The sequence below is a fragment of the Vibrio sp. D431a genome (assembly GCF_030248655.1).
GTDB classification, from domain to species: domain Bacteria; phylum Pseudomonadota; class Gammaproteobacteria; order Enterobacterales; family Vibrionaceae; genus Vibrio; species Vibrio alginolyticus.
The window spans coordinates 176,926-198,875 of sequence record NZ_JAHGAP010000015.1; the positions used below are offsets into that span (position 1 = coordinate 176,926).

General features: G+C 44.1%; 21 protein-coding genes. 11 read left to right on the forward strand and 10 right to left on the reverse strand.

The features are described 5' to 3' along the window. The first annotated feature begins 280 nt into the window (after positions 1-280). Genes KJB35_RS13830 through nqrM form a run of 3 tightly spaced genes read left to right on the forward strand, consistent with a single transcriptional unit; the run spans position 281 to position 1,285 of the window. The gene (locus KJB35_RS13830) at positions 281-571 is read left to right on the forward strand and encodes a DUF134 domain-containing protein (RefSeq protein WP_005373924.1); all 291 of its coding nucleotides are present in this window, start codon (positions 281-283) and stop codon (positions 569-571) included. Beyond that, on the forward strand, positions 568-1,074 hold the full coding sequence (locus tag KJB35_RS13835) for a NifB/NifX family molybdenum-iron cluster-binding protein (RefSeq protein WP_005373923.1): 507 nt from the start codon (positions 568-570) through the stop codon (positions 1,072-1,074). Before KJB35_RS13830 ends, KJB35_RS13835 begins: the two co-directional genes overlap by 4 nt. Position 1,075: 1 nt before the next feature. Further along, positions 1,076-1,285 carry a (Na+)-NQR maturation NqrM gene (gene nqrM, locus KJB35_RS13840; protein ID WP_017635136.1) on the forward strand — a complete coding sequence of 70 codons (210 nt, stop codon included), beginning with the start codon at positions 1,076-1,078 and terminating at the stop codon, positions 1,283-1,285. Here the strand turns inward: nqrM and KJB35_RS13845 are convergent. Next, positions 1,263-2,075 carry an aminoglycoside phosphotransferase family protein gene (locus tag KJB35_RS13845; RefSeq protein ID WP_049872752.1) on the reverse strand — a complete coding sequence of 271 codons (813 nt, stop codon included), beginning with the start codon at positions 2,073-2,075 and terminating at the stop codon, positions 1,263-1,265. The two genes, nqrM and KJB35_RS13845, sit on opposite strands and share 23 nt — an antisense overlap. Before the next feature lie 187 nt (positions 2,076-2,262). Between KJB35_RS13845 and KJB35_RS13850 the strand changes: the two genes are divergently transcribed. Further along, positions 2,263-2,457, forward strand: a complete 195-nt coding sequence (locus tag KJB35_RS13850; RefSeq protein ID WP_005373920.1) for a hypothetical protein — start codon at positions 2,263-2,265, stop codon at positions 2,455-2,457. Between the two features lie 75 nt (positions 2,458-2,532). Here the strand turns inward: KJB35_RS13850 and fusA are convergent, their stop codons facing one another. The 5 genes from fusA to KJB35_RS13875 form a co-directional block, all read right to left on the reverse strand. Next, entirely contained in the window at positions 2,533-4,557 is a 2,025-nt protein-coding gene (gene fusA / locus KJB35_RS13855; RefSeq protein ID WP_005387204.1) for an elongation factor G, read from the reverse strand. Positions 4,558-4,850: 293 nt separating this feature from the next. After that, positions 4,851-5,843, reverse strand: coding sequence for an N-acetyl-D-Glu racemase DgcA (dgcA, locus tag KJB35_RS13860; RefSeq protein WP_054576162.1), 993 nt, complete (start codon positions 5,841-5,843; stop codon positions 4,851-4,853). Between the two features lie 50 nt (positions 5,844-5,893). Continuing rightward, on the reverse strand, positions 5,894-6,898 hold the full coding sequence (gene dgcN, locus KJB35_RS13865; RefSeq protein ID WP_025998657.1) for an N-acetyltransferase DgcN: 1,005 nt from the start codon (positions 6,896-6,898) through the stop codon (positions 5,894-5,896). Positions 6,899-6,999: 101 nt separating this feature from the next. Further along, the gene (locus tag KJB35_RS13870; protein ID WP_005387199.1) at positions 7,000-7,881 is read right to left on the reverse strand and encodes a LysR family transcriptional regulator; all 882 of its coding nucleotides are present in this window, start codon (positions 7,879-7,881) and stop codon (positions 7,000-7,002) included. A 178-nt stretch (positions 7,882-8,059) separates the two neighbouring features. After that, positions 8,060-9,268 carry an MFS transporter gene (locus KJB35_RS13875; RefSeq protein WP_017635140.1) on the reverse strand — a complete coding sequence of 403 codons (1,209 nt, stop codon included), beginning with the start codon at positions 9,266-9,268 and terminating at the stop codon, positions 8,060-8,062. Positions 9,269-9,469: 201 nt separating this feature from the next. On the opposite strand from KJB35_RS13875, the gene soxR reads away from it, so the two are divergent. Then, on the forward strand, positions 9,470-9,904 hold the full coding sequence (gene soxR, locus KJB35_RS13880; RefSeq protein ID WP_005373898.1) for a redox-sensitive transcriptional activator SoxR: 435 nt from the start codon (positions 9,470-9,472) through the stop codon (positions 9,902-9,904). Positions 9,905-9,913: 9 nt separating this feature from the next. On the opposite strand, the gene KJB35_RS13885 is transcribed toward soxR, so the two are convergent. Both KJB35_RS13885 and KJB35_RS13890 read right to left on the reverse strand, forming a co-directional pair. Next, entirely contained in the window at positions 9,914-10,309 is a 396-nt protein-coding gene (locus tag KJB35_RS13885) for a DUF2391 family protein (protein ID WP_005373896.1), read from the reverse strand. Between the two features lie 13 nt (positions 10,310-10,322). After that, positions 10,323-11,168 carry a tetratricopeptide repeat protein gene (locus KJB35_RS13890; RefSeq protein ID WP_005373890.1) on the reverse strand — a complete coding sequence of 282 codons (846 nt, stop codon included), beginning with the start codon at positions 11,166-11,168 and terminating at the stop codon, positions 10,323-10,325. Between the two features lie 200 nt (positions 11,169-11,368). Between KJB35_RS13890 and KJB35_RS13895 the strand changes: the two genes are divergently transcribed. Beyond that, on the forward strand, positions 11,369-11,839 hold the full coding sequence (locus tag KJB35_RS13895) for an ASCH domain-containing protein (RefSeq protein WP_017635141.1): 471 nt from the start codon (positions 11,369-11,371) through the stop codon (positions 11,837-11,839). Between the two features lie 54 nt (positions 11,840-11,893). Here KJB35_RS13895 and KJB35_RS13900 read toward each other — a convergent pair whose 3' ends face one another. Both KJB35_RS13900 and KJB35_RS13905 read right to left on the reverse strand, forming a co-directional pair. Further along, on the reverse strand, positions 11,894-12,481 hold the full coding sequence (locus tag KJB35_RS13900; protein WP_258650076.1) for a bifunctional 2-polyprenyl-6-hydroxyphenol methylase/3-demethylubiquinol 3-O-methyltransferase UbiG: 588 nt from the start codon (positions 12,479-12,481) through the stop codon (positions 11,894-11,896). Between the two features lie 90 nt (positions 12,482-12,571). After that, entirely contained in the window at positions 12,572-14,089 is a 1,518-nt protein-coding gene (locus KJB35_RS13905) for a phospholipase D family protein (RefSeq protein ID WP_285358729.1), read from the reverse strand. 518 nt (positions 14,090-14,607) lie between these two features. Between KJB35_RS13905 and KJB35_RS13910 the strand changes: the two genes are divergently transcribed. From KJB35_RS13910 to KJB35_RS13930, 5 genes are all read left to right on the forward strand, one after another. Further along, positions 14,608-15,765 carry an efflux RND transporter periplasmic adaptor subunit gene (locus KJB35_RS13910; RefSeq protein ID WP_025767993.1) on the forward strand — a complete coding sequence of 386 codons (1,158 nt, stop codon included), beginning with the start codon at positions 14,608-14,610 and terminating at the stop codon, positions 15,763-15,765. Between the two features lie 13 nt (positions 15,766-15,778). Next, positions 15,779-18,937, forward strand: a complete 3,159-nt coding sequence (locus KJB35_RS13915; RefSeq protein WP_025767992.1) for an efflux RND transporter permease subunit — start codon at positions 15,779-15,781, stop codon at positions 18,935-18,937. 324 nt (positions 18,938-19,261) lie between these two features. Further along, positions 19,262-19,528, forward strand: a complete 267-nt coding sequence (locus KJB35_RS13920; protein ID WP_005373876.1) for a hypothetical protein — start codon at positions 19,262-19,264, stop codon at positions 19,526-19,528. A gap of 339 nt (positions 19,529-19,867) precedes the next feature. Next, complete coding sequence (locus KJB35_RS13925; protein WP_285358730.1) at positions 19,868-21,088, forward strand: hypothetical protein; 1,221 nt, start codon at positions 19,868-19,870, stop codon at positions 21,086-21,088. Positions 21,089-21,092: 4 nt separating this feature from the next. Beyond that, positions 21,093-21,932, forward strand: a complete 840-nt coding sequence (locus KJB35_RS13930) for a hypothetical protein (protein WP_025767990.1) — start codon at positions 21,093-21,095, stop codon at positions 21,930-21,932. The last annotated feature ends 18 nt before the right edge of the window (positions 21,933-21,950 follow it).

Consider the following 21,950-nt stretch of genomic DNA (forward strand, 5'->3'; position numbering starts at 1 on the left):
GGATTATAGTTTTTCTTCTTCAATAAAATGAACACATTAGCGTGTATTTGTATGAAAAATCTGCGCAAATTAACGTTTTTATTATCCGGTTAATTAGAATTGATCTTTTTGCTCGTTTGTCATCGAAATTTCTAAATTATTAGATGTCTAATTAATGCTGATGTATTACGTATTTGTCGTGTTGATTTTTGCAAACTTAGTTTATTGGCATATGCTAAAAATGTTATTGGCATATGCCAGTTTAAGGCGTAATTTGACTCTGTGTTTTTGAGGGACAATGATGGCAAGACCAAAGATAGAAAGACGAATATGCGGACGTGCGGCTCACCACTGCTTTAAGCCCAATGGCATTCCATTTAATCAGTTGGAGCAAGTCGCCATATTACCAGAAGAGTTAGAAGCGCTACGTTTAGCCGACTTAGAGGGGCTTAGCCAGCAGCAAGCTGCGGAGCAGATGGGCGTTTCTAGACAAACTTTTGGTAACACAGTAAAAAGTGCAAGATTGAAAGTCGCAAAAAGTTTAGTTGAAGGTCATGCATTAGTTTTTCCGAATGAGGAGTCAAACTTATGATTTATGCTATTCCTAATGATGGTGAGCGGGTGGCAAACCACTTTGTAAAAGCACCATACATCGCTATTTATTCTGATACTGACGGTATGCTAAAAAACTTAGCGAACATTGCTTCTATGCCACAAGCGGGTTGTAATGCGAAGTCTCAGTTGATTCAGTCTCTACAAGGGTACAATGTGGATGCTGTTCTTGTGCGAAATATTGGTGAACGTGTATTGGCAAAGCTACTTAGCAGTGGCACGCCAGTATTTAGGCTGTCTACTCGTAGTTCATTGGAAGATGTGCTTGCGGTTCCAAGAGAGCCTTTGATTGAGCCCTCTCAAGGACGCCCATCAAACAATCATAAGAAAAGTGTTCACAAACAAAAAGGCGGCTGCGGCTCCTGTGGTTGTGGTGGCCAAAAATCAAAAACCTCCTTGTTGGCAAGACCTAAAGCGCTACTCAAAGCAACATCTAGCCCTGCTATACTTAAGCTAGAGTCGATGGCTAATAAGGCAGGTTAATATGGTTTGGTTATTTACCTTTCTTGGTTTTCTCGCAATCATTTTGTTGATGTCACTTGGCGTCATTTTTCATAACAAGCGTATTCAAGGAAGTTGCGGCGGTTTAAACAACGTCGGTGTTGATAAAGTATGCAACTGCGAAACCTCATGCGCAGAACCTGAAAGGCGTTTATATCAAATCTCAGAGCCTAACTCATCACCTGAGCGCTAAGGCTTTTGGCCCATTGCGGCAAGGTTTGCCGAAACCAGTCCAAATATTTGCTGGTCTGCGGATTCTCTCTGGAGACCAGTATGTTGACTACCTCGACAACGATCCACGCTTTTGCTAGTCCGATATCGCGCGCCAATTCTGTTGTTTCACCTTTCTCTGCGCACTCTATATACTTGCCTGCTACGTTCAAGTAATCATCAAATGTGCCCATGCCCTCGATGAGCGGCGCTAAATCTATCGCGACATGCCCTGTAGAAAAGCGTTCCCAGTCGAACAGCACTAGCTCGCCATTTTCGCGCTGTCCCCAGTTTCCAGCATTCGAGTCTCCGGAGATCAAGTTCTGTCCATCGAAAAGATGCGCCGATCGTTGTTGGAGGTTGTGGAAGAACTGCTCTGTCTCTGAGCCCAGTTCAAGTGTAGCGAGTGCTTGTTGAGTCGCTTGTGGTGTCCACTGGTGGCGGTGATAAACACCATCTGATGTTGGTGGAAGTTGGTGCAGTTTGACGAGTTGTTCAATGACTCGATCATCTTCAAGTAAGAATGCTTGCTCGACTGCGTGGGGAACGTATTCAATGTGCAGAACGTTTTTCTGGTCGTCGAATTGAATCAAGCGCGGTACGTGTATTCCAAGCGCGTTAAACTGTTCGGCATAGCGTTGATAAAACGCCACTTCTATTTGAGTAGGGTTACGTTTTTCTATTACTTGGACGCCATCTTTTTCGATGAGAAAAACTTTGGCACTGCCCATTTGGTTGAATTCTTGTTGCGACACCGGACTTCCTGTCTTCATGTAGAGAGAGCTCACCTTAATCGCTGCACTCACGTTTGCCAATAGCCACGACAAAGTGCCTCAAAAATATTAAATGCAACTGTTTAAATATGATTTTGCTGTGAGTGTCTAAATTTTACACAGTCTCGCCTGTACTCCGATAAATTCGTTCTACGCTTACTATTCGTCTTAATAAAGGAGAACCAAAATGGCTGTAATGAAGCAGGATATTCCAAATCGTGTAACGGTTTACCATGACAATATCGATCAAGAACAAGAGCTGAAAAATGCGATGCTGCCAGAGAAACCGCGCTACTTTAACGGTGCTCCGACTTACAAAGCGAACAGCATCGAAGAGTTTGAAAGCAAAATCAGTCAGATAGGTTTGTCTCTCGATAAATAATTTTTCTTTTACCTAAAAGCGCCTTCAAAATGAGGGCGCTTTTTTGTTTATGTGATTGATTTGAATCTTAGGGAATTAACCTTGTTGTGTACTGCCTTGGCAGACCTGTTTTTGCACTGCTGGTGGCGCAGGCTCGTAATGGCTTAAGGTCATACTAAAGCTGCCTTCACCACCAGTGATAGAGCGTAATCGACGAGCGTAATCTTGCAGCTCGTTTACAGGTGACTTGGCTCTGAGTAAGGTGAAGCTGCTGTCGATTGGCTCGGAGCCTTCGATTAAGCCTCGGTTGCCAGATAAATCACCAGAAACATCGCCAACATTCGCGGTTGGGATGTGCAGTTCCATCTGGACAATGGGTTCTAGCACAATAGGATCGGCGTTGTTAATAGCATCTAAAAAGGCTTTCTTACCTGCGATGACAAACGCAATTTCTTTCGAATCGACGGAGTGATATTTACCGTCATAAACGGTGACTTCCACATCCTTAATTGGGTTGCCAGAAATCGCGCCTTCCTCTAACGCTTGCAAAATACCTTTTTCAACAGCAGGAATGAGCGCGGTTGGGATGGCGCCACCCACCACTTTGTTGATGAACTTAAATCCGGCACCACGTTCGAGTGGACGAACCTTCAATTGCACTTCACCAAACTGGCCTGCACCGCCACTTTGTTTTTTGTGTCGATAATGCCCTTCGGCAGGTTTGGTGATGGTTTCAAAGTATTCGACGCTTGGTTGGCAGGTTTCGACGTCCAGTTTGTACACGTTCGCCATCTTTTCTAATGCGACTTTGAGGTGAAACTCCCCTTGGCCGCTGATGATGGTTTCGTTGGTGCGAGCGCGATGTTCGATGCGCAGCGAAGGATCTTCACTGGCAATTTTATTCAGCACATCTCCTAATTTTTGCTCATCTCCACGCTTAAGAGGCTTCAAGCACAAAGAATACATGGAGTCAGGAAGGTCCAACGTTTTGAGTTGAACTCCATCTTCTTCGTGAGAGTCATGAACGATTGAATCGAATTCGAGATCATCCACTTTGGCTAAAACGCAGAAGTCGCCTGCAAGCGCGCGAGGGATCTCGGTTCTATCTTTGCCCTGCAGTTGATATAAGTGCCCAACTTTAAATGCCTTGTTGCTTTCGCCAATATAAAGCTGGCTGCCCGCATTGATTTCACCCTGATACACACGTAAGTAGGCAAGTTTTCCCATATATGGGTCGACGCTGACTTTGTACACGTGTGCGACGGTGTGCTCTAAGGTTTCGCAATTTACTTTGATTTTTTTGCCGTTCTTTTCCAGTAGAGGAGGGTTACCCTCGTTTGGCATGGGCATGATCTCCGCCAAGGTGCGCAGCAGCAACTCGACGCCCGCGCCGGTTTGTGCTGAGACAAAACAGACCGGAATCACATGTCCAGTTCTCAGTGCTTCTTCAAACGGATCATGCAGTTGCTCTGCGGTGAGTTCGGAGCCTTGTTCCAGATACAGTTCCATCAGTTCTTCATCGACTTCGATGACTTGGTCAATTAAGGTCTCATGAGCTTCATCTACCGTTGCAAGTAAGGTTTCTCGTCCCAATTCTGGTTCGAAATAGCAGTCAACTACAGATTCCCCGTCAGCCGAAGGTAAGTTGATCGGCAAGCAGTGGTCCCCAAAATGCTCAACGATGTTCTCCATCAATCTTTCTAACTGATTACCGTGGTTATCGAGCTTATTGATGATGATCATCTGACATTTTTGCTGCTCTTTAGCAAAGGTGAATAAGCGATCGGAAGTTTGGTTAAGTGGGGTTTGAGGGTCGATGACAAGGGCAGATGTTTCAACGGCAGGAAAAACGCTGATAGTACGGCCAAGTAACTCGTTTTGTCCCGGAGTGTCGATGATATTGAGCCGGTGTTTATTCCAGCGCAGTGCGACTGGCGTTGCTTCAATACTGTGTTGATATTGGATGGATTGAGGGTCGAAGTCGGTAACGGTATCGCCTTTTTCTACGCTGCCTAAATGGTGCGTGGCATCGCAGGTGAAGAGCAGTTTTTCTATTAGCGTGGTTTTACCGGTCCCGGTTTGGCCGACAAAAGCGATATTGCGTATTTTGTTGATAGGCATAGAGCCTCCTTGCAAGATGGCGTGAAAAACCTACGAATTGCTAGGAAGTGGGTTGCTATAGAAACCCACGCACTGCATTGGAGTAGGGCGGGATTACCGCCTATTCGTCTTCCATGTCATTTTTCGGATGACTCGATGCATAAGACCACCTTCTTGGACCACTGTAATCTTAGCATGCCGTAATAACCGTATAATTTATGTGACTTATTTCATGATGGGGCTGATTGTTTTTTAATCGAGATCATAAACTCAGAGGTTCTGACTTTTGGAGCAAAACCTCTGGATTGTTTAGGCTATTTGGAAAGAACGATTTCGCCGTCGCGATAAACCAAGCTTGGCGTTACATCTTGTCCGAGCAGCACCGGGCCATCAAGATCGACAACGCTTGCCTGAGCAGCAATGGGTAAGGCAGCACGCATCGCAAGCGACGTCCCCAACATACAACCGGACATGAGGCTAAAACCGAGTTTTTGGGCGTCGTCGGCTAATAATAGTGCTTCAGTGAGCCCGCCAGTTTTATCTAGCTTAATATTCACCATTTCATATTTGCCAACCAACTGATGCAATTGCTCTCTGGTGTGACAACTTTCATCGGCGCAAAGTGGAATGGGGTGCGGAATGCTGGCGAGTACGTCATCGCAGTCTTGTGGCAACGGTTGTTCGATCATGGTGATGTCTAGCGGTTCGAGTTGAGCAAATACCGTCGCGAGGTCGAGGTTTTGCCACGCTTCATTCGCATCTAAGACAATTTGTGCGTGCGGCGCGGCATCGCGTACTGCTGCAACGCGCTCAATCACGTTTTCACCATCCAGTTTTACCTTAAGCAGTTTTGCGCCTTGGCTAAGGTAAGTTTGTGCCTGTCTTGCCATCGCTTGCGGCTTGTCGATAGAAACCGTCATCGCCGTCACAATCGCCTCGGGTAACGTAAAGAGGTCGTGAACCTGCTGCTTTTGGCTCAAAAGCGCGTGAAGATGCCAAAGGGCGCAATCCAATGCATTTCTTGCCGCCCCCGCGGGCAATAACGATTGAAGCAGGCTTTTGAGAACCATGACATCAGCTTCGCCTTTGGCATACAAACTTTGCAGTTCATGCGAGGCGTGAGAAATCGCCTTAATTACCGATTCAACCGATTCACCATAACGTGGGTATGGTGTGCATTCTCCTTGGGCTGTCATGCCTCGATGTTCAATTGTCACGCGGACTACGTGGCACTCTGTCCGACTGCCGCGAGAGATGCGAAATGGTGTCGCCATGGCAAGCGTGACAGGTTCTACATGAATTTTCATCTCACTAGTTTTCCCTAAACCGCAGTTATTTTCTAAACCGTAAATGTTTCTTAAATCGTAAGGAGCCTATCTGCAACCGCATCAACGCCAAAACGCACAGGGTCGGTGACGGGCACCTGGTATTTGTCGCTCCAATCCTGGCATAACTGGGCTGCATCTTCTTCGCTGATCGCCGAAGTGTTCAAGCAAATACCCACTAATTGAGCGTTTGGATTTGTTAGGCGAGCAGCGGCCAGATTCGCTTCTATCGTTTGTTCAATGGTTGGTAAGTTCGCATGTGGTAAGTTGCGGATGTGCGGGCGACCAATCTCATGGCACAGTATCAGAGCGTCAGCTTGTGCGCCGTGAAGTAAGCCCAAACTTACGCCAGCAAATGAAGGGTTAAACAATGAACCTTGCCCTTCGATGATGTCCCAATCGTGATCGGTGAACTCAGGGCTGATCGCTTCTACTGCGCCGGAGATAAAATCGGCAACTACAGCATCAATCGAAATGCCACTGCCTGCGATGAGAATTCCGGTTTGACCCGTTGCTTTGAACTCTGCACGACAGTTTTTACGCTTCAATGCATGCTCAATGGCAAGGGCAGAGTACATTTTTCCAACGGAGCAATCTGTCCCTACAGTAAGTACTCGCTTGCCTGCGCGAGCTTTGCCATTGCCGACCTTGAGCGGGGCATCATAATGGCGAACATCATACAGTTTGGTTAATCCGCGTTGTTCTAGATCGGCAAGAGGAGAAAGTTCCGCCAAACGTTGGTGCATGCCCGATGCAATTTCAAATCCCATCTCTGCCGCTTCAAGTAAGGTTGCTTGCCAAGCTTCGGGAATGACGCCTCCTGGATTTGCAGTGCCAAGCACCAGCGTTTTTGCTCCTTGCTGCTGCGCTTGTTGTAGTGTCATGTCGGTTAAACTAAGCGATACGGTTTCTGGCGTCAGGCGGATTTGGCCAAGACAAATCTCAGGTCGCCATTGATATATGCCACGCGCGGTTTTTGCTGCGAGTGGATCGGTTACATCGCCAAGAAAAAGTAGGTAAGGTTGAGCAATTTGCATGATGGTTCCCTTCGTCATCGTTATTGCTCATTAATGTAGCCAGACTGATTTAGGAAACCGAATGCTTATTTGTTAGGCAGGTATAACTTCAGGTTATACCTTTAAACCATCTGTTGTTTTAGGGCGGTGATAAATTGCTTTGTCGCAATGGATTGAGGTGTGTGCTCTGCGAATAAAATAGAGACAGAGAAGGACATATTTGGCTCCAAAGCATGCACGGAAACGGCATTATCTTGGCGATATTGTTTTGCAGTCCAAGGGTCTACAATCGCGAATCCTGCTTCGTTTTTCACCAGTTCAGCCGCCGCGGAGTAGCTGCGGACGGTAATGGCATGTTGATAATGCTCGTCACGCGCTGACAAGGTTTGATGTAACAGCAAGCCCAGAGGGTCTCGGCTATCTAAACCGATAATGGGTAAATCGTGACTGATGAGTTCTTCTAAAATGACGGTTTTTTCTGCGGGTATCGCTGCGCTTTTAGGAGCGATCAGTGCTAAGTTTTCTTTCAATAACACGTGCCCCATGATCGCTGGTGGTGTTTCTTCACCGAACGCAATGGCGACATCCAGTTCATGTTTCAGTAAACCTGAGCACAGCTCATCGCGATTGGCCGTTAAGAGCTCAAAGGAGATGCTGTGCTCTTTCGATAACAACGCGACAGTCGGCGCTAACAAGTGTGCGGCCAAAACAGGCGGAGCACCAACTCGTAAATGTTGAGTTCCCTGTTTGACTTTGTTGGTCAGAGAGCGAAATTGTCCGAGTTGTTGATAGACTTTTTCAGCCTCTGGCAATAAGGCTTTGGCTTCTTGAGTGGGAACGAGACGGCCCTTTACACGCTCAAATAAAGCGAAGCTCAGTTGTTGTTCTGTATGGGCGAGAACTCGAGTGACATTAGGTTGGGAAACGTGCAGTAAGCGAGCCGCGCCTGACACCGTTCCTGCTTGCATAATGGCGTAAAAGACTTCTAATTGCCTTAAGTTCACTGCGATTTCCCCCTGCTCATGTTGGTCACTTCAGAATACCCAACCTTGCTGATAAGCGATAGAGGCAAAAGTGCTGGCGTAAAAAATAGGAAGACGATGTTGGTTGCCTTCTTATCTCGCTTTTTCAATTTCTCAACTTCTCAACTTCTCAACTTCTCAACTTCTCAACTTCTATGCTTCACTTTGCTGCTGCATGAAGGGGCAGGTCGTTAAACGGCTCGACGTCTCGACTGAGTAATCCCATCAAAATCACTGCTAACACCATGACAGCAGCTGCGATTGCAAAACCGTATTGTGTTAGTTCGTAATGACTCAACATTGCAATCAGGACGTAACTGAGAGATTGAATGGTGGTGGCAAACATGCTGATGCCGCCATCGACGCGACCTCGTTGATGAACCGCTACGGTGTGATGCATCCAGTTGACTCTCGCAATGCGATTTAGCGCGTTAAATACGCCAAACAGCGCCGTAAACAATAAGATGGTCAGCGGGCTCATCGCAAAACTCATCCCGATAAGCGCAAAAGATACCATAACCATCGAAGCGAACATAATGTGGCTATGGGAGGCACGGCTTAGCACTTTGGTGACAATAAAGCCGGTTAGCAACGAACCGAGGCCAAAACTGATGTTGAACCCTGCAAACCAATCGCCAGAGATGCCTTGTTCAGAAAACCAAATCGGCACCAGTTTGCTCAAATACGTCAATGCAGGATAAGAGAGGCAAGAGAGCAGAATAAAGCCATAAAATCGGGGTTCGAGACGGAATATTTGTTTGCTCTCTTTGAGTTGCGCGATGAAAGCAACGGATTTTGACGCCCTTAATTGTTGGGTATAAGGCGTCAGAATATAGAACATCGCTGCTAACGCAGAGGCGCTGGCCGCAAACAAAGCAAACTCTTTCATACCCCACATTTCAAGCAAAACAATACCCAACGCGCCAGCTCCGAGGGTTGTGGATTGCATTACAATTTCTTGCTGACCCGAAATTTTCGCATACTCATGGTGCTGATAATTTTCTTGGGTGAAGGCGTTGTTGGTCGTCCATGCAAAATTACTCGAAACCCAATACACCAATTGCGCAAAAGCCAGCAACCAGTGTGACTCAAACCCTAACCAATAAGCAATGAACACCACCAAAGCCATACCCGATTGAATCCATTGATTGAGCACGAGTAGTACTTTGCGTGAATGTCGGTCAATTAAAGTGGAAAAGAAAGGCGTTGCTAGAAAAGAAATCGCGGTGCAGCTCAGAGAAACTAAAGCTACGAAAGTGCCCATGTTAGGTTCGGAAAGCATGACCCATGGCAGCGCCATCATGAATAAGCCAGAGGAGATACTGTCGAAGAAGCGGCCAGCTAAGTACGGCTGAGTTTTATTTTTCATTATGTTTGCCTCTAACTCCCGATGGATTTCAAAAGGTTGATGTCCAACTGTCTTGTGGTTAACAACCAAGTCGTTCGCGCTGAATACATTATCTTGAGATCGCCGGGGTTTAGCGTTAATTAAGATGGTGCAACTTTAAAACCTCAAGTAAACTTGAGGTAAAGCATTTTTTTAACAAAATTGATACGCAGGGAGTCAAGGATGGAAATCAGCGTAGGAGAAGTGGCAAAACGTTCTGGAGTGAAAGTATCTGCCCTACATTTTTACGAGCAAAAAGGACTGATTTCGAGCTGGAGAAATCAAGGTAATCAGCGTCGCTACCATCGCAGTGTGTTGCGCCGTGTTGCGGTGATCAAAGCAGCGCAGCAAGTTGGGTTGTCGTTAGAAGAAATTAAACATGCGTTAGATGAACTGCCGAAACACCAAGCCCCTAACAAAGCGCAATGGGAAGAAATGGCAAGCCATTGGCATGAACAGTTAGAACAAAAGATTCAAAAACTTAAAGCGTTGCAAAACGATTTAGGCGGATGCATTGGCTGCGGGTGCTTGTCGTTAGAAACCTGCGCACTTCGAAACCCAGAAGATGTATTAGGGAAAGACCACTCGGGGTCGAACTTAACGTTAGAAGAAGAGTAGCGATTATCTCTATTCTTTGTCGAAACTGTCGACTACGATCGCGCCCATCGAAGCAGGCATTGTGATGACGATAACGCGTTTTATCGCAACCAAAGGCTCATTCATGAGTGGCAGTTTATCAAGACAGAAAAGAACTAACGCTACCACAACGGCCGCAATGAGGTACGCGATAACCACACGAAAAATAAAGATGGATACGCGATTCTTGATGTGGCTTTGAAACACGCTTTGATACGCGAAAAAACTGAGGAAAATGACAGAAAGACTTAACAGCATGAGCAAGTTTGCCATTGGTAGGCTCTCACCCAATCGCCACGCTTCCTCCGAAAATGAGATCGGGACTGCTAGGGCAAAAGCGCCAACCAATACTTGGCTAGCGTCTTCTAGATTAAAGTGGCTGCTCATGCTGTTTATTCCATTATTCGCTTGCTAGATGTAAGAGCTTTTCAAAACGCTCATTACCGTGCAGCAATTCGAGGTCTCGTTCTTCGGCAAGTAAATCACGAATGGATGGGCTGTATTCAATTGCGCGTTCCAAGTCTTCAATAGCTTGCTCTTCGATACCAAGGCGAGAGTATGCACACGCGCGTTGATACAGTGCAGGGCCGTTGGTGTAATCGACTTCAAGTACGCGGTTACAAATGCTAAGTGCCCAATGGTATTCGTTGATTTCCATCGCTGCGTCGGCTTTGTAAGTCAACGCTTCTAAATCACCTGGACGAATTAATAAGATTTCATCATAGATCTCAATACGTTGTTCTGGAGTTTGAGAGCTTTGTGCACGTAGCCATAAGTTATGGATCTCGTTGATTTTCTCAATCTCTTTGTTGTTTTCGCTGATAATGCGAGTTTTGCGTTTTAAATCTCGCTCAAGGGCGACAAACTTTTTCTCGTATTCTTGGGCGATCTTCTCCAATCGTTTATCAGCCATCTCTTTGGTGTTGTGTTTAAACTCGCGCAGAGATTGCCATCCGACAAAGGCAATCAGCGATGCGACACCAGCAATGATGTAGAAGAAGTATGTAACGGTCACGTTGGCATAGTTCAACGATTTATCTGCGACCGTTAGCTCGCGATCGGTGATCTCTGTGATCATTCGCTTTTCTAGGCTTTGATAGTCCTGACGCAGCGCTTTTAGTTCATCTAAAATATAGCGTTCCATTAATGGTCTATCTAACAGATCCGATTCTGAATACTTTTCCTCCGATGCCATTGTTGGCAAGGCAAGTATCAGCGAGAAAAAAATACCAATAAATAAGCGCATATAACGTCCTTTCACGAGAAGAGTACAGATAGACCATGCAACAATAGCAAATAGCACAAACGTTTAGCAAAGTTATTACAAAAGAAATAACAGTCGTCTTCGTAGAAGTCATATTCTTGTTGTTTTTCAGTTTGTTCCTGATGGTTATTTGTTGTGATATCTTTTATCCTCCTTGCGAATTTATGATTAATGGAGTGAGCATGGACGCGCGAGCTAAGGATTACTTAGAACAATTCCTAGAATTATTATCACCAGAACAAAGGGAAGCTGTACCATCAGTCAGTGCTGACTATTATTGTGCCGATGAATACAACGCGAATGTATGCGCAGATTTGGTTCGTATTGGACAGAAAACTGCATCGTGCAGTTTGGAGCTTTGGTATCGAGAGCATGGTGAAATCATGCCCCAAGTCGGTCATTTACAAGTAGTGACGAATTGGGATGGGGACCCGGTTTGCGTGATACGAATTACTGACGTAAGTACATGCAAATATGAGGATGTAACCGCAGAGTTTGCCTTCGCAGAAGGCGAAGGTGATAGAACCTTAAACTGGTGGCGTGATGCTCATACTGCATTTTTTAAAGCTGAATGCGATGAGTTGAACATCGATTGGCATGAGAAACGTACGCTGGTTTTAGAGCGTTTTGAAGTGGTGTATCCCGTCAATTAATCTCTGATAGCAGCACTGATTTGAAGTGCTGCTTTCTTTACTGAGAGACCATTTTTAGCGCTTTCGAGCGGTCACACTAAACATGTGCCAATGTTTTTGGCTTCCGACTACAGTGGTCCCGTCTTCATCTCTTTCATGCAATGAAATGAGGTCGTAACCTTCGAATAAGCTTTCCACTTCCTTTTTTGTTAATGCGGTAATGTTTGGGTGCATTTCGGAGGTAACCCAGGAGTCTTTCACTCCCAAGAAATCGCCGCAGAAGATACCGCCCGGTTGTAATGCGCTGTCTATTTTTGTCCAGACTTGTTTGAAGCCTGTGTCAGGGCAAAAGAACAAACTGGCATTTGCGATAACCAAGCTGCACTTAGGGTAATTAAATTCAGTAAAACAGCACTGCGAAACCGAAAATCGTTTATTACCTTCAAAGCGTGTTAAACAAGTTTTTACTGCATCTTCATTGCTATCACATGCGTGAACCTTAAATCCCTGTTCGAGTAGAAAGTGGCTGTCTCGACCTATTCCGCAGCCAATATCAAGAGCGACTTTGCCTTCTATCTTAAGTTGGTTTACGGCATTTTCCACGTTTGGGCGGTGAGGTTGGCTTAAAATTTTCTGATAGTATTCATTCCATTGCGCTGGCATTGAACTTCCTTATGTTGGTTGTGTCCCCTGCCCAAAACTAGCGTCCATTTTGTTTTGCTTGACTGGGGAGGTTTGCAGTATTGGCAGCTGTTATAGCTGATCTTCAATCGGTAATATTCCGGAGAACCAAGCGCCCATTTTTCGCCATACTCCTGCTTCTGGTTCGGAGTCGTATTCTTCGCCTGTTTTTACGTCGGTCCAGACAATGTCCCCGTCGCGCAGAGTTAAGGCATAGGCGTTACTCGACAGTTGACTCGGCAGTTGTTCTAGAAACATTTGCACATATTCTGGCTGTTCGATAACAACGGCCATTTCGGTATTCAAAGCGGCCGAACGTGGGTCCCAGTTCATCGAACCAACGAAAAGTGTTTTGTTATCAATCGTCATTGCTTTAGCGTGTAAACTTGCTCTGCTACTCCCCGTGAGGCTCCACTTACTTTTGAGTTTCGCGCTCGCTTTTACTTCCCAAAGCTTTATTCCAGCTTCGAGTAGATCTTTTCGATATTTTGCGTACCAACCATGCACGGCAAACACATCGTTAGACGCGAGGCTATTGGTCACAATCGTGATATCAACGCCTCGCTTGGCCGCGTTACTTAATGCTTGAGTACCTACTTCAGTTGGAACGAAATAAGGAGAAATGAGCACAAATGAATCCTCAACACTTTTAACCAGTTCCGTTAAATTATCAATAAGTTGGCTCTCTCGGGTCGCGACTTTATCGGGCAGATCAAACCATACTTTCGCTTCTCCCCAGTAGAGCTTGAGTTTGCCTTGTTTTAGATCTTGGTACATATCCAGTTGAGTGAAGTCATAGCGGCCGGTTGAAAACTTTTCCTCTAACCGGAGTTTATTGACCTGCTTTTGAATCGCTTGGTCGGTAATTTGCTGTGAATTCGGTGTAATCCATTCCATTGGTATCGAATAGGCGCTATTCCAGTAGAGGTCGAACTGATCGGCAGTTTGTTGTACCGCCTCACCATAGAGCAGAAGATCAAAATCACCAAACTCAACTTGCGATTCAAAAGAGAAGTATTCATTGCCGATATTTCTACCTCCGATAATGGCGGAAACACTGTCTGCAATCAGAGACTTATTGTGCATACGACGATTAAGACGTTCAAAATCGCTAGCAAGAGCGAACCAACGGGAGTCGCGATACTGATGCGGGTTAAATAAGCGGATTTCTATATTAGGATGTGCATTGAGGGCAGCCATCACATCGTCGTTTCGCTTTTGCATATCGTCAAGCAACAGCCTTACTCGAACACCACGCTTTGCCGCTTCATACAAGCGCCACGTTATTAGCTGACTCGTTTCGTCACCGCGGTAAATATAGTATTGAAGATCAAGGCTTTTCTGGGAGGACTCGATCAAAGAGGTTCGAGCAAGAAGGGCATCGTGTCCCTGATTTAACGGTGCAAAGCCAGTTATGGACTTGGGGTCTCTCCCGTAAGCTTCAAAGTACTGCGCAAGAACAGAATCCTTTTGATAACCGAGCTGAAAGCTGGTGGACTTTTCACTGGCGTCATTCAACGATACGGATGAGCATGCCGATAAAATAGTGAGCAGCGAGGGGAAGAGCAACTTGGCGAGCGTTTGTAACAAAGCACATTTCCTTGTCTTACAGAGTGTTACCTACTCCAAATTATAGACTTAAGCTGACGCCACATGCACCCAGAACCGTTTGATAACGAGCGATTAATCGATGAATTGCCATAGAGCCTGAACTAAGTTCAACTTTTAAAGCGCAGATAATCATTTATTTTAATTATCATTATGGCCGTATTGGTCATAATCACTAATATCTGGTGATTATGACCAATAGCGCACTGGATAAAATAATGATTTTTATATAACCATATGATTTTTAATAAATAAATGCTTGGCATGTCATTTGCTATTTAGAATAAAAGTTAAGTCAGAGCAACTTGCGCAGTTGGTTAATTTTTTGTTAATTTTATTAACTTTGAATTGGCAATAACTATCTAGTTCGCTGCTTAAAAGACTAGGCAAGCGCCGCTTTGATGTTTATTCAAATTCAATTCTCTCATCACCATGCTTACCGGGAGCAATGGACTGAATAAAAGTGTGGTGTTGAAAACAACAATAAAAAAGGATTTTCGATGTTAGCAAAACCCATATTACGTTGGCTTTTACCCTTCGTCGTCGTTGGAGGCTCTTATGCAGGATATGCTGCAATTGCCGCAACTGCGCCGGAAAAAGAGTCAACCAAAGATGCAATTACAGAACCTACTGTTCAGGCTTCTTCTCTTTTTCCTACTGATCACAAAGTGGTGATTACCAGTCACGGTGAATTAGTCCCTTTTGAAAAAACACACCTTTCCGCGCAAGTCAGTGGTGAAGTGATAAGTTGGCACCCGAATTTTGTAACGGGTGGCATCGTGAAACGAGGAGAGGTTCTTTTCACAATTGAAAGCGACAACTATGAAGCGTCGGTTTTACAAGCTGAAGCCGATTTAGCTAGTGCACGCGCAAACTTGATTGAGGAACAAGCGAAAGCCGAAGTGGCAAAACGTCAGGCAAAGAGACTGAGCGATAAGCAAGTGACGGATCTGTATTTACGCAAGCCTCACGTTTTGAGCGCACAAGCGCAAGTAAAGTCGGCTCAAGCGGCACTCAAACGAGCAAAAAGAGAGTTAGAAAATTGCAAAGTCGTTGCACCTTACGATGCGCTGGTTGTTGAGCGTGATATTGGTGTTGGTCAATTTGTTACATCTGGTTCTCGAGTTGCCACGTTAAACAACATCGAAGTGGCAGAGGTGCACGTACCCATTGCCGGTTTTGATAGTGCATTTTTACCCGAATCCATTGGTGAACTCACTGCGACAGTGACGCAGCAAGGTGTGTTTTCTACCACTAGAGAAGGTCGAGTAGTTCGTGATTTAGGCATGATTGATAGTGCTACCCGAATGATTAACATGGTCATTCAAATCGCGGACCCATACGGTGTCGATAACCAGCAGCCTCCAATTAAATTCGGCTCCTACGTTGAAGTGAGCTTCACTGGTAAGGAACTTAAGCACATCTACCGCTTGCCACAGGAATTAGTTAAAAACCGTACCGTGTGGGTGGTGAATGGCGATAATCAACTTCAACCCAGAACTGTCACGGTTTTGAGAGCAGAAGGTGAGTTTTTGCTGGTGGGCGAAGGCTTAGAGCAAAGTGATAAGTTGGTACTGACCTTGCCCGAGTACCCTCAAAAAGGCATGGCGGTACAAATCGCAAAAAAGAGTGACGACTCCGAAACCGTCGTACAGTAAGTAGGAGTTTGTCATGGAAGATACTAAACAAAAGGGCTTAATTGCCTATTTTGCGAATAACCCCGTCGCTGCCAACCTTTTGATGGTGTTCATCATTATCATGGGTGTGGTGAGTTTTCTCTTTATTCAAAGGCAGATGTTTCCGAATATTGAGGTGAACTACATTGATGTTCGTGCGACTTATCCTGGCGCTTCTCCTCAAGAGATAGAAGAGAGTATTCTCGTTAAGGTCGAGGAATCGATTAAAGACGTCACCGGGATTAAAAAAGCAGTCTCAACGGCCTCTAGAGGTAGCGCGTATGTTTCTATCGAGGTAGACGTTAATGCCGATATCAAGCGTGTCTTAGATGATGTAAACCAACGTATTGATACTTTGTCTAACTTACCAGCGGGTATGGAACCAATCAATGTCTACCAAGTTGAATGGCGCCAAGATGTAATCGAAATGGGGTTAGTTGGGGACCGACCGCTCGAGGAGCTTAAACCGATTGCTAAGCAAATCGAAGATGAATTACTTCAGTTAGAAAACGTCATGCTGGTGTATCTGAGTGCGCCAGAAGAAGAAATAGCGATTGAAGTGGATCCACTTGTTCTTCGTAAATACGACCTGACGTTGAGCGATATCAGCAGCGCGATCAGCCGTTACTCGGCCAACTTTTCTGCGGGCGAAGTAAAAACAAATTCAGGGATGATTGCAGTAAGGATTGAAAACCAATACTACCGTGGTGATGAGTTTAGAAATATTCCTGTAAAGCTTGGCGCAAATGGTGCGAAGGTTTTACTGCAAGATATCGCCACGATCAAAGATGGTTTTACGGAAGAAGAGCGCTATTTTGAATACTCAGGGCAAAATGCGATCTACATGTCTGTTGAAGCAACTCGTGATCAGAACATTATCCCTGTTGCACAGTCCGTTCGTAATTATATTGAAGCAAAAAACAAGACATTACCGCAGGATGTTAAGCTCAAAGTTTTAGTTGATACTACTTATTATTTAAATGGGCGTCTCGACATGATGTTGAAAAACTTGCTGCAAGGCGCTGCATTAGTCGCGATTATGCTGACCATTTTCCTACGTTTCCGCTTGGCTATGTGGGTAATGATTGGGCTACCTGTCTGTTTTCTCGGTGCCGTAATGATGATGCCTGCATTAGGGATCACGGTAAACATCGTGTCTCTTTTTGCCTTCATTATGGTGCTCGGTATTGTAGTTGATGACGCCATCGTGATGGGAGAAAGTGCGTACAGTGAAATCGAAGAAAAGGGCGGTGGCGTCGAAAACGTGGTTCGTGGTGTAAAACGTGTTGCCACACCAGCCACTTTCGGTGTGTTAACCACAATTGCTGTGTTTGCCCCTTTCTTGTTGTCTAGCGGTATTGATAGTGCCTTCTTTTATGGTATCGCGGGGGTCGTGATTCTTTGTTTGATCTTCAGTTTGATTGAATCGAAGCTGATCCTTCCTGCACACCTTGCGCATACCCATTTTAAACCAGTCAAACCTGGTGGATGGCGAGATCGTTTCAACCAACGTTTCTTCGGCTTTGTAAACGGTCCGTATCGTAACTTTGTAACAACATGCACCCATTGGCGCTGGACAGTGTTTGCAGTGTTCTGTGGTTTACTGCTGATCAGCGCGGCTTTGATCAACGCGAATTATGTTCGGGTGATCCCTAACCCTAAAGTGCCGACTGACTATCCTGCGATCACTATTGAAATGAATGATACCGTTTCAAGTGAGCAGACAATCAGTGCACTCAAGACTATTGAACGTGTCATGCAAAAGATCGAATCTGAGACCATTGCAGAACATGGTCAAGGAATGATTCGTGATGTGCTGTCGTACAACAGAAGCCGCACCGAAGGTCGTGTATTAGTACCTCTGGTTGATGAAGAGTTACGCCCGTTCAATACATTTGAACTGGCTCGACGTTGGCGTGAAGCTATGCCTGTTATTCCAGGTATGAAGAGCATCAAAATCCGCGAGCAGAGTGCGGGTGGTGGTGACAGAGATGAGTTTGGTTACTTGTTGTTTGGTTCTAACATCAATGAGCTCAACGAGGCTGGGCGTTACTTGATAGAGCGTTTACAGCAGGAAGAAGGGTTATATGATATTTCATCTTCTATTGATTCTGGAAGCAAAGAAGTACTCCTGTCTCTTGCGCCTGTAGCGTACGATCTCGGTCTGGATCTCACCATGATCGCAGAGCAAGTTGGTGGCAGCTTTTATGGTGGCGAAGCACAGCGCATTATTCGTGATGGTGAAGAAATTAAAGTTATGGTGCGTTACCCGCAATTGACGCGTGAAGCATTCTCATCATTGCGTTACGCTGTGATTACAACACCAGCAGGTAAGAAGGTCATGCTAGGTGATGTGGTGAAGATCAACGAGCAGCCGGGCGTGAGTAGCATTCGACGTGAAGGCGGGTATCAAACCGTTTATGTTTATGGTTCCATAGACGAAGAATTGGTTGAACCTCAAGAAATCGTGAAGGTCATTGACGACAATATCTTACCGGACATGAAGCAAGCCTTCCCAACTGTGAAAACAGAATTGGGCGGTGATATTGAAGAGCAGGCTGCGCAGCGTAATGAACAGATTTTGTTCTTTATTGCAGGCATGATCATCGTCTACATCTTGTTAGCTGTACCGTTAAAAAGTTATACCCAACCTTTGATTGTAATGTCCGTCATTCCGTTTAGTCTGACGGGGGCGATTTGGGGCCATTTCTGGCTAGGTTTAGACATCAGTATGATGTCGACATTTGGTTTGATCGCCGCTGCTGGCGTGGTTATCAACGACTCTCTGGTTATGACAGATTACGTAAACCAAGTGAGAGAAAAGGGTATGAACATCAAACAAGCGGTTGTTGAGGCGGGTTGTGCTCGTTTTCGAGCTATCACGCTCACCTCAATAACGACGTTTGCGGGTGTATTGCCGATAATGTTTGAAACGAGTTTGCAGGCGCGTTTTGTCATACCGATGGCTGTCGCTTTGGGCTTTGCGGTGTTGTACGCAACGGTTCTGACTTTAGTGTTGGTGCCTTGTTTGTATTTAATGCTTGAAGATATTAAAAATATTTTCAGATCGATTAAGAGGTTTATCCATCGTTTGATTAATCGTTTCAGAAAGTCGCCAGTGACGTCGAGCGTTGAAGCAAGCGTATCGAGTTAACAAGCTTGATGTTAACGATTAGGAGCAGCCTTCGGGCTGCTTTTTTGTTTCCGCATTTTGATTCAAAGTGATTTTTTAGTGGGCAGTTACGTAATTATCTGATGAGAAAACTGCCTGACAAAGTATTTCTAATATGTATGTTTCTAATGTTTTAAATTCGCATGGTTAATTTGACACTTGGTTAGCGAAATTTACCAGACGAAGATAACGTTGAACATGAGGCTTTATTTAAGTTGTTGAAAAATAACAAAATAAAAGTTGGCATCGTATGTGCAATATATAAATTGTAATTAAAATTAACTGCTAATCCTCAAGGAGCTTATTATGAAAAGCGTATTTCTATCTACTCTAAGTCTTATTGCTGTAATGTCATCACCAATCGCTGCTGCTAACACTTTAGACAAAGAGGAGTGGAGCTCAGATTTACGTCAGGACTTTTCTGAGATGAAACATGAAGCTATAGCAGATATTCAGCAAATGAACATGGATGCCATTCACGCACGTGATGAGCGTATCGTGAAAAACATTAAAGATGAGCAAGAACAGTTAGTAAAGGTAACGTGCCACAAAGAGAAAGCAAGCAAGTCATAAACGCCGCTAAAAGAGACTAACAGACGAAAATGAATCCAATACGAGTTCGGTGTTAGTTAGCAGTAAGCACTGACCTTGTTGCTCAACTTGCCAGCCTTTTAAGGCTGGCTTTTTTGTTTCTCATTTCATGGGTGGAGATCAGATCCTCAAGCTTATTATCAATAGTTGGCGTGTTTGATGAGCTATTGCTGGATGGAGCGGATGTAACTTTTAAAAGTGTAGATTTCAGTAAAGTGGAGGTGATGTTAGATATTTAAAATTTAGAAAAGATCCGATCTCCTTTTTGACCTTCATAATACCTTAGTATGTGGTTCACTTTTATTTGAAGAGGGATTAGTAATGACTTGGGAATTTATTGAAAGGAAAGAGGCTTTTGATTACATTGGGCTAAATAATAAGTCGGTTAATGAGGTTGAACAATTCTTACATGGAAGAGTGAGACTTTCAGCTGCACTCTTTAGCAATAAAAAACTATACTTATCAAGACAATCCCTCGTCATGCTTGCGTCTCTGAATGAATATGATCAGAAGCAAGTTGTCAAAGAAATGTATTTTCTTTCATCTAATCCAAGCACACCCTCTGTAGTTAGACACAAACGCAATCCATTGCTTCGAATATTTCGAACTAGGTATCCCTTCAAAAATTATCATTACTTATTAACTTGTATCCTTAGAGACGGGAAAGTTGTAATTCATGATATTGCTTTTGATCGACAGTTGCATGGTAAGTCTATTTTTAAGCATTCACATCAAAGAACCCAAATGTATCATGTGAAGAAAGAAACAGGTAAAAATGGTGAGTATAATGGAGTGCAGAACAATGATGAAGCAAAGTTATTGTTGGCTGAGTGGGACCACACTAAAGCTCAAGTAACTCATCAAGTCAATACGCTTCATGCAACGATAAATGGAATGTTGAATGATTATGAGAAAGCGGCGACACTGATGGGGGTACATACGCAGGTGGCGTACAAAGAAGATAAGCCAACAGAGTATACGTTGTTTCACAACCCTTCTGATAATGCGAAGCTGGACCTTATTGAATGTGTTTATGACAAAACTCGTTTTACTTCGCACAATGCTCAACACCTAGCAGCAGTAATGAAACAATGTGCAGAGCAGGGTAAGGAAGTAAAATGGACAGTGCATAGCCAAGGTGCCATTATTTTTAACTCTGCTCTTGAGTATGTTAGAAAAAATAATCCGAGCTTAAGACTATTGAATCAACAAATCGTTGTGCATGCAGGGGGAACAAATACAACGAAGATAGGGAAAAATGCACAGCAGCTTGGTTTGAAAGTTAATTACACAAAAACCCGAACGAATCCCTTTGATATTGTCCCAAATATTGCTGCGAGACAAACTCCATTATCTGCAAGTAGTCTCGTTCGTTGTTGTAAATTCTTGGGATTAGTGATGAATGGAGAGGTCACAGAGAGCCCACATACATTACCCTATTTCGGTGTGGAATCTTATCGACGACAACTGATGATGTCTGGTAATAATATGGCTAGTAAACGTTTAAAAGATATTGATGAATATTTAAAGAACAAGGGTTAGATATATGGGCCTTATTAAAATGTATAAAGATGGCTTTCGAGGAAAGCCAGATTTTGCAAACTTGTTACATAATGTATTCCAGATAGATGACTTAGTGCTGTCATTTGAGTGTCCGAACAACATATATGAAGGACATGTATACCAAGATTTTATTGAATTACAACGGTTCAATATTGATTCAAAAGTAGAGCGGCATGAAAAGTTTATAAAATTGGCCACGATTTATTTCTCTTTTCAAAATAAAATAATAAATCCACTATTACCAATCAATAAACAAGGTGGTTTATATATTCGGTTAAGGATTAAATCTTCAGATAAATATATTACTAGTGTTAATGAACTATCTTCATTTATAGAGAAAGAGTACGTGGATTTTTATCATGCTGTAGAGTCACCTGACGGCTCTCGAAAAGGTGATCATACAGAGTTGATGAATGATGCCATTGCGTACGCAAATCATCGTTGGGGAATGGACCCGATAAACGAAGAAAAAAAGAGAGCGAAAGAAGAGTTCCTTGTAGGAGAGTTTCTTCGTGGTTACCCTCCAATCAAATGCCAAGATATCAAGATTGGTGAAAATACATTTTCAAAATATGTAGAAGGAAATTTGGAGTATAAAAAAGACTATCGAAGAGTGTACAATTTGCCTATCAAAAATGAGTTTTACTTTAGTATTGAATTTTTATATGAAATCGAGCCTATGTTTGCTCAAAAAAAGTTTTTAGATTGGGTAAGACACGCGGATGAAATCTTTGAAAAAAATGTTTTAGAGTTGCTAGCACTGTCTCCGCTTATTGATTCACATACTACCTCCAAATCCGAAAGGTTGACAAAAAAAAGTTGATCCAGAGCGTTCATACTT

What these genes read in the sequence shown, in the direction of transcription:
- KJB35_RS13930 (WP_025767990.1), top strand. Translation starts at nt 21,093, where the DNA reads ATGGGCCTTATTAAAATGTATAAAGATGGCTTTCGAGGAAAGCCAGAT.
- KJB35_RS13925 (WP_285358730.1), top strand. Translation starts at nt 19,868, where the DNA reads ATGACTTGGGAATTTATTGAAAGGAAAGAGGCTTTTGATTACATTGGG.
- soxR (WP_005373898.1), top strand. Translation starts at nt 9,470, where the DNA reads ATGGAAATCAGCGTAGGAGAAGTGGCAAAACGTTCTGGAGTGAAAGTA.
- KJB35_RS13915 (WP_025767992.1), top strand. Translation starts at nt 15,779, where the DNA reads ATGGAAGATACTAAACAAAAGGGCTTAATTGCCTATTTTGCGAATAAC.
- KJB35_RS13890 (WP_005373890.1), bottom strand. Translation starts at nt 11,168, where the DNA reads ATGCGCTTATTTATTGGTATTTTTTTCTCGCTGATACTTGCCTTGCCA.
- KJB35_RS13830 (WP_005373924.1), top strand. Translation starts at nt 281, where the DNA reads ATGGCAAGACCAAAGATAGAAAGACGAATATGCGGACGTGCGGCTCAC.
- KJB35_RS13885 (WP_005373896.1), bottom strand. Translation starts at nt 10,309, where the DNA reads ATGAGCAGCCACTTTAATCTAGAAGACGCTAGCCAAGTATTGGTTGGC.
- dgcN (WP_025998657.1), bottom strand. Translation starts at nt 6,898, where the DNA reads ATGCAAATTGCTCAACCTTACCTACTTTTTCTTGGCGATGTAACCGAT.
- KJB35_RS13835 (WP_005373923.1), top strand. Translation starts at nt 568, where the DNA reads ATGATTTATGCTATTCCTAATGATGGTGAGCGGGTGGCAAACCACTTT.
- KJB35_RS13875 (WP_017635140.1), bottom strand. Translation starts at nt 9,268, where the DNA reads ATGAAAAATAAAACTCAGCCGTACTTAGCTGGCCGCTTCTTCGACAGT.
- KJB35_RS13900 (WP_258650076.1), bottom strand. Translation starts at nt 12,481, where the DNA reads ATGCCAGCGCAATGGAATGAATACTATCAGAAAATTTTAAGCCAACCT.
- fusA (WP_005387204.1), bottom strand. Translation starts at nt 4,557, where the DNA reads ATGCCTATCAACAAAATACGCAATATCGCTTTTGTCGGCCAAACCGGG.
- KJB35_RS13895 (WP_017635141.1), top strand. Translation starts at nt 11,369, where the DNA reads ATGGACGCGCGAGCTAAGGATTACTTAGAACAATTCCTAGAATTATTA.
- KJB35_RS13920 (WP_005373876.1), top strand. Translation starts at nt 19,262, where the DNA reads ATGAAAAGCGTATTTCTATCTACTCTAAGTCTTATTGCTGTAATGTCA.
- KJB35_RS13845 (WP_049872752.1), bottom strand. Translation starts at nt 2,075, where the DNA reads ATGAAGACAGGAAGTCCGGTGTCGCAACAAGAATTCAACCAAATGGGC.
- KJB35_RS13850 (WP_005373920.1), top strand. Translation starts at nt 2,263, where the DNA reads ATGGCTGTAATGAAGCAGGATATTCCAAATCGTGTAACGGTTTACCAT.
- dgcA (WP_054576162.1), bottom strand. Translation starts at nt 5,843, where the DNA reads ATGAAAATTCATGTAGAACCTGTCACGCTTGCCATGGCGACACCATTT.
- KJB35_RS13910 (WP_025767993.1), top strand. Translation starts at nt 14,608, where the DNA reads ATGTTAGCAAAACCCATATTACGTTGGCTTTTACCCTTCGTCGTCGTT.
- nqrM (WP_017635136.1), top strand. Translation starts at nt 1,076, where the DNA reads ATGGTTTGGTTATTTACCTTTCTTGGTTTTCTCGCAATCATTTTGTTG.